At 46.7% G+C, this 5,021-nt stretch carries 5 protein-coding genes and 1 pseudogene; 4 read left to right on the top strand and 2 right to left on the bottom strand.

From position 1 onward, the window contains the following. Positions 1-83: 83 nt before the first annotated feature. Positions 84-335, top strand: a pseudogene (locus ACIOWA_RS27290) (DUF2931 family protein); the annotation flags it as partial. Positions 336-470: 135 nt separating this feature from the next. Here ACIOWA_RS27290 and ACIOWA_RS27285 read toward each other — a convergent pair. After that, on the bottom strand, positions 471-734 hold the full coding sequence (locus tag ACIOWA_RS27285) for a hypothetical protein (RefSeq protein WP_401162856.1): 264 nt from the start codon (positions 732-734) through the stop codon (positions 471-473). Between the two features lie 474 nt (positions 735-1,208). Between ACIOWA_RS27285 and ACIOWA_RS27280 the strand changes: the two genes are divergently transcribed. Genes ACIOWA_RS27280 through ACIOWA_RS27270 form a run of 3 tightly spaced genes read left to right on the top strand, consistent with a single transcriptional unit; the run spans position 1,209 to position 3,423 of the window. Continuing rightward, positions 1,209-1,946, top strand: a complete 738-nt coding sequence (locus tag ACIOWA_RS27280) for an AzlC family ABC transporter permease (RefSeq protein ID WP_401162854.1) — start codon at positions 1,209-1,211, stop codon at positions 1,944-1,946. Further along, positions 1,943-2,254 (top strand): AzlD domain-containing protein, encoded by a 312-nt coding sequence (locus ACIOWA_RS27275; protein WP_401162853.1) that lies wholly within the window; start codon positions 1,943-1,945, stop codon positions 2,252-2,254. The genes ACIOWA_RS27280 and ACIOWA_RS27275 overlap by 4 nt, the downstream gene beginning before the upstream one ends. An 11-nt stretch (positions 2,255-2,265) precedes the next feature. After that, positions 2,266-3,423, top strand: a complete 1,158-nt coding sequence (locus ACIOWA_RS27270) for a fatty acid desaturase (protein WP_401162852.1) — start codon at positions 2,266-2,268, stop codon at positions 3,421-3,423. Between the two features lie 229 nt (positions 3,424-3,652). On the opposite strand, the gene ACIOWA_RS27265 is transcribed toward ACIOWA_RS27270, so the two are convergent. Continuing rightward, the gene (locus ACIOWA_RS27265) at positions 3,653-4,477 is read right to left on the bottom strand and encodes an AraC family transcriptional regulator (RefSeq protein WP_401162851.1); all 825 of its coding nucleotides are present in this window, start codon (positions 4,475-4,477) and stop codon (positions 3,653-3,655) included. Between the last annotated feature and the right edge of the window lie 544 nt (positions 4,478-5,021).

The following is a 5,021-nucleotide window of genomic DNA, read 5'->3' as shown; positions in this document are numbered from 1 at the left end:
CACTGTGATGTTGAACCCGGATCGGCAGCAGCAGACCGAGAAAAGAGCGGCATAGTTAGACGGCGACGCGACAACAACCTTGAAAAACGCCGGAAACATCGGAAAAAACTGCGCGGTTTATGGCATCGGTCTATTTGGGACTTTCACCAGGTGGAGTCGTACAGGTTTGGGTGAGGGATTTATGTCGACGCCCAGTTAAAGTTGCCCGCGCCCAAGCAGAATTGGAGCCGTTAGGGCCGGAGCAGGGTAAGAACGGCGGTCAATACGCTTATCCAGTGAGTGAAAAGGCCAAGCGTTACATCGACAAGTACGGCATTCCGTACGGTAGTTGGTAGTCGTCGCCCGTCGCCTGTGAAACGCCTCCTAACCTTGCTTTGTGCTCTGTCGGTCGGCGTTTTTCTAGGTGGTTGTCAGTCAAGCGATCCGCTACCAGCCAAAAATGCCCCCCAATCCCCATCCTGTGCACTTGCTCACTTCTCAAGCTGTTTTCGAATCGTTTTCAGCTCCTGCCGCCTCGCCGCATTGACCGCCGGGTAACTTAACTTCAGACCTTCCAATGCATTGAGCACGATCTTCGACACGATCAGTCGCGCGTTGTGCTTGTTGTCGGCCGGCACGATGAACCAGGGCGAGTCCGCCGTGCTGGTCGCGCCCAGGGCATGTCCATAGGCCTGCATGTAGTCGTCCGTGGGTATTTCAATTGCCATGCGGTGCCGGGAAATCTGATACGTCATGGTGGTTTTCGGTTGGCGGTGCGTTTATGGGAACAAGCTCTCGAACGACGCAGCCAGCGTAATCGGCCTCAATGGTCAGCTTTGGATGTCTTGCAGGCCTGGATATTCCAAGTCCCAGAAATGCACATCCCCATCCCAAGGATAGTTACGCATCACGTACCCGAGGCAGGAGCCGTAAGCGTATGCGGTAGATTCGTGCGTACGGATCTGTGCGGGTAGGCAGGTAACTACCATTCCTACCGCAACCGACTAAACAGCAATTTTATCCAATGTCTCCTGACATAGTTTCCCGCCCCGGAATACGACACGCCCTTTGGCGTCTCACTGAGGACAAGGCGCCGCAACACGTCAGAAGTAAATGCCAGCGCATTACTTGTTGATAAAACCTCCTGTTTCCTAGCAATTTCATGCAATACCTCCCAGATAGCGAATCACTATTATTCATCACCACCAATAAGCCTGTGATGAACATTAATGGAACAGCTCGCCACCGATGAATCAAACACATTAAGCAAGCATCATCCTAGCAACTGGCATGGGTTTTTTACGGGTGTATTGAATATGCTGCCGCTGTGCCTTTCTGTTCTTCCATGGGGTATTTTAGCGGGATCCATGGCAGTGCAGTCAGGTTTAACGATAGGGCAAAGTATAGGCATGTCCGCCATCGTTTTTGCTGGCGCAGCCCAGCTAGTTAGTCTTAGTCTAGTCATGTCAGGGGCAAGTTTTTTTACAGTAGCTGTGTCGGTTTTCTTTATAACTGCACAACACTTTCTATATGGTCTAACGTTGCGCGAGCATGTTGCTGAAATGAGTGCGCGCCATCGCATCTCTATTGGCTTTCTCCTTACCGACGAATTGTTTGCACTTAGCAGTGCAAACAAAGAGAAAAAACCGCTTACGCCCGGTTATTTAATAGGCGCCGGACTAACATTTTACTTGTCTTGGAACTTATTCAGCTTTTTAGGTATTTTGATGGCCTCGTCAGTGCCTAATTTAGACGAGTATCATTTGGATTTTTCAATTGTAGCCACCTTCATCACCATTGTCGTCCCGATGATAAAAAAATCCAGCGTACTGTTTGGAGTGGTTTATTCACTCTTTATGTCCATGATGTTGTCTTGGCTTAATGTAGAGGGCGCCATTGTTATTGCTGGCATCTCCGGGATGTTTATTTCAGTGCTGGTCGCCAGAGTAAATAGGAGAAACGTATGACTTGGTTGTTACTACTGACCTTGGCAGCAGTGGTTTTTTTTAATCGGTATGTTTTCCTTGAGCCAGGAGTTCCGTTAAAAATCCCAAGAATTTTGAGCGAGGCTCTCGAATACTCAGCGCCATGTTTGCTAACAGCCATTTGCGGCCCCATTATTTTTTTAGAGCATGGAGTATTGCGCTCAGTAGCTGGCAACCCCTATTTATTAGGAAGCATTATAAGCGTCGTCATGGCTATTTATGTGCGCAACATGGTTCTCTCGGTTATTTGCAGTCTAATCTTATTCTATGTGCTGTGTTATATCCTTTAACTGGAGTGGTAATGAAAGGCGTCATAAGCGATTACGAAGAGTCAGCGGGTATACGTAACACTTATAGTGTATTACCTTTTCAGGGAATATGGACTTGGTTGACAGGGAGGGAAATGGCCGGAAGAAAAACGCTTTGGCGCTCAAACTCGACAGAAATGATCTGCTGGGCACTGAGCTGGGTGGTGGGTGGCTCATTATTGATAATACTGTCATTGCCAGGCTTATCCAATAACCATTGGGATGCATTGATCTATATCGTGGGAGCGCTGCTTTCCGCTTCTGGCGCAAGATATGTAGTAGCGACAATTATTCATCATGGCGTTCATGGGCATCTTTATAAATCTCAGATTTTGAATAAGATAATTTGTGAAATATTATCGACGTTATTCGTTGTGCAGCCCTATGCATCTTACCGGCAATTTCATGTATATGAGCATCATGGAAAGAAATTCTCCACTATTGAAGATAAGGATCTTGCGGCAATCTATAAGCTAGGTTTTGTGCCGGGAAAATCTAAGTCAGCTCTGTATTTAAACTTGTTTGTTAAATTGTTTAGCCCTTTTTTTCATCTGTCTTTCCTGTACGGCCGTATAAAATCAAACCTGATTGGCGTACCACTGTATCGTTTTGCAATGTCGACACTGTGGATCGGCATTTTGGCGAGTATAGCGTGGTTCTATGGGGTGGGGGTTTTCTGCCTGCTGGTTGTCGTACCACTGGTTTTTGTCTATCAAGCAGCTTCTTTGCTTCATCTACTTACTGAGCATGTATGGTTATTGAGAGGAAAAGACGAAACCGTACGTGATAGCCGCATAAAAAATTGCCACGGCCGTTTTTGTGGAACTCCTTGCCCATCGAGCTTTACGATAGCTAAAGTTCCTCAGTGGTTTACATGGATTGTTGCCCACCTTTTTTATCATCTGCCCGTTAGAATGCTTGTGGTTCAAGGATCATTAGTATGCCATGACTGGCATCACCGATACGGCAGTGTACGCCAGTGGTTTGACTATGCTGCATTGAGGGAGGCAAGTGCACAAAAGCTACTTCGAGAAGATAAATATGACTATATCGATATCTGGGGCCTACATAATTGCCTGAATTATGTGTTTGAGATGATCAGTGCATCAACAAAGGTAGATGTAGACCATTTAGAGTACCGCCTAAACTAGAAGGCTTACGGGAGATACTGCTCATTTAGAGTTACGGTTTTTTGACCAGGCCTTTCATGAAATTTTCGCCCTCCTAGCGATACGATGCTAGTACTAGCTCTCAGCGATTAGATCCCAATGCGAAAAATGGTATCCACCTTTGGTGGATACTATCTGGAGATGGGCTCATTAAGCACGTGGAAGATCACTATTTTTCGCTGTAGCATCTAGGAAAATAGAAAGTAAAACCCTATGATTTACGTGCAGAATGCGCATATTCCCCAGGAGTAAAGCCCATCGCATTCTTAAAATGACGATGGAAATGGCTTTGATCGGAAAAGCCACAAAGCGTCGCGACATTTGAAATAGATATCCCTTGCAGCAATAGATTTTTCGATTTTCTAAGGCGAGCCTGAACCAAATACGCATGAGGTGTTATCCCAACAGTTTTTTTGAATTGCCTCAAAAAATGCCAAGGACTCAATTTAGCCATATCCGCCAGTTGCATCAAAGAAACATCACGCTCTGGGTAGCTGTCCATAAAATCTTTTAGCATGACCATGTTGGTTTCGGCATGCTGGAAATCATTTCCTATCGTTTTGGTTTTCCCATGTCGCATGGTAAGCCAAGCAAGCGAAGAAAGTAGAAGTGTTTCCTTAAGTAGTCCATTGCCTTCTTGAGTCAGTAAGTTGAAGACCATCAGAAGCTGCGTGGCTAATCCTGGGTCATGAATGACAGCATCGGGAAACCATGGAATGCTCCCCTCTGGCTTGCTAAAGTCACGTGATAATGAACACAACAGATTGGGGTGAGGATAAATAGCTCTATATGACCAACCGCTGTCCATTCCGGACGATCCGGTATGAACATCATCCGCATTTACTAGAATGATGTCTCCTTTAGGTGCAACGTGATCCCCCCCCGTACGATAGAAACGCTGCGCCCCTTCCTCAATAACACCAATACAAAAAGTCTCATGGGCATGTCGAGAAAAATTCTGTTTGTAATACCGAGCTTGGAGCAGGTCTAACCCTCCAAATGCCTCCAAATGGTAGACGCTGGTCTGTTCTTTCATTTTTGCTTACCTCCTTGGAACACACGCATATCCATCCAGTTTCCATGCAAAACTTAAGCTCATCTAGAACGTCGACCTTAACATGAATTTTCCGTGAAACTGGCTACGTTTTCATAGCCTTTACCATCAACGGATACGCCGGACAGCCAGGCGTTGGTCTGGGCTGGCATTACAAGAGTCAGGCAGGATACCTACCGAGTGGAAAACTGCAGCGACTTCGTGATCGATAATGTCTTGCCGCAGTTGCATCTATCCCTATATGGCAAGTCACTCGCATCCGCGCAAGCTGCTATGAAGTATTACATCGACAGTTTTGAGGAAGCAATCGAGATTTGCTCAGACGCGCCAGATTGGGGCTGGAGTTTTTTCTGCCAGCTTGCCGGTTCGGCTCATGAATGGCCGCGTCATGTGGCCAAGGAGTCGAGGAGTGCGTTCTGGTCAGCCCAATGCATGTGGTGGTCAACTAATTCCGGACACCTCGATAGGTGGTTTCGATGCCATCGCCCGCTCGTAAACGGTCGGCGGCAGATACCCCAGTTTTGAG

Origin of the sequence: Pseudomonas sp. NPDC087614 (assembly GCF_044743485.1) — a bacterium.
Classification (GTDB): domain Bacteria; phylum Pseudomonadota; class Gammaproteobacteria; order Pseudomonadales; family Pseudomonadaceae; genus Aquipseudomonas; species Aquipseudomonas baetica_A.
Note: the sequence above shows the minus strand (reverse complement) of the source record. Positions and strands in the feature narration are given on the sequence as shown.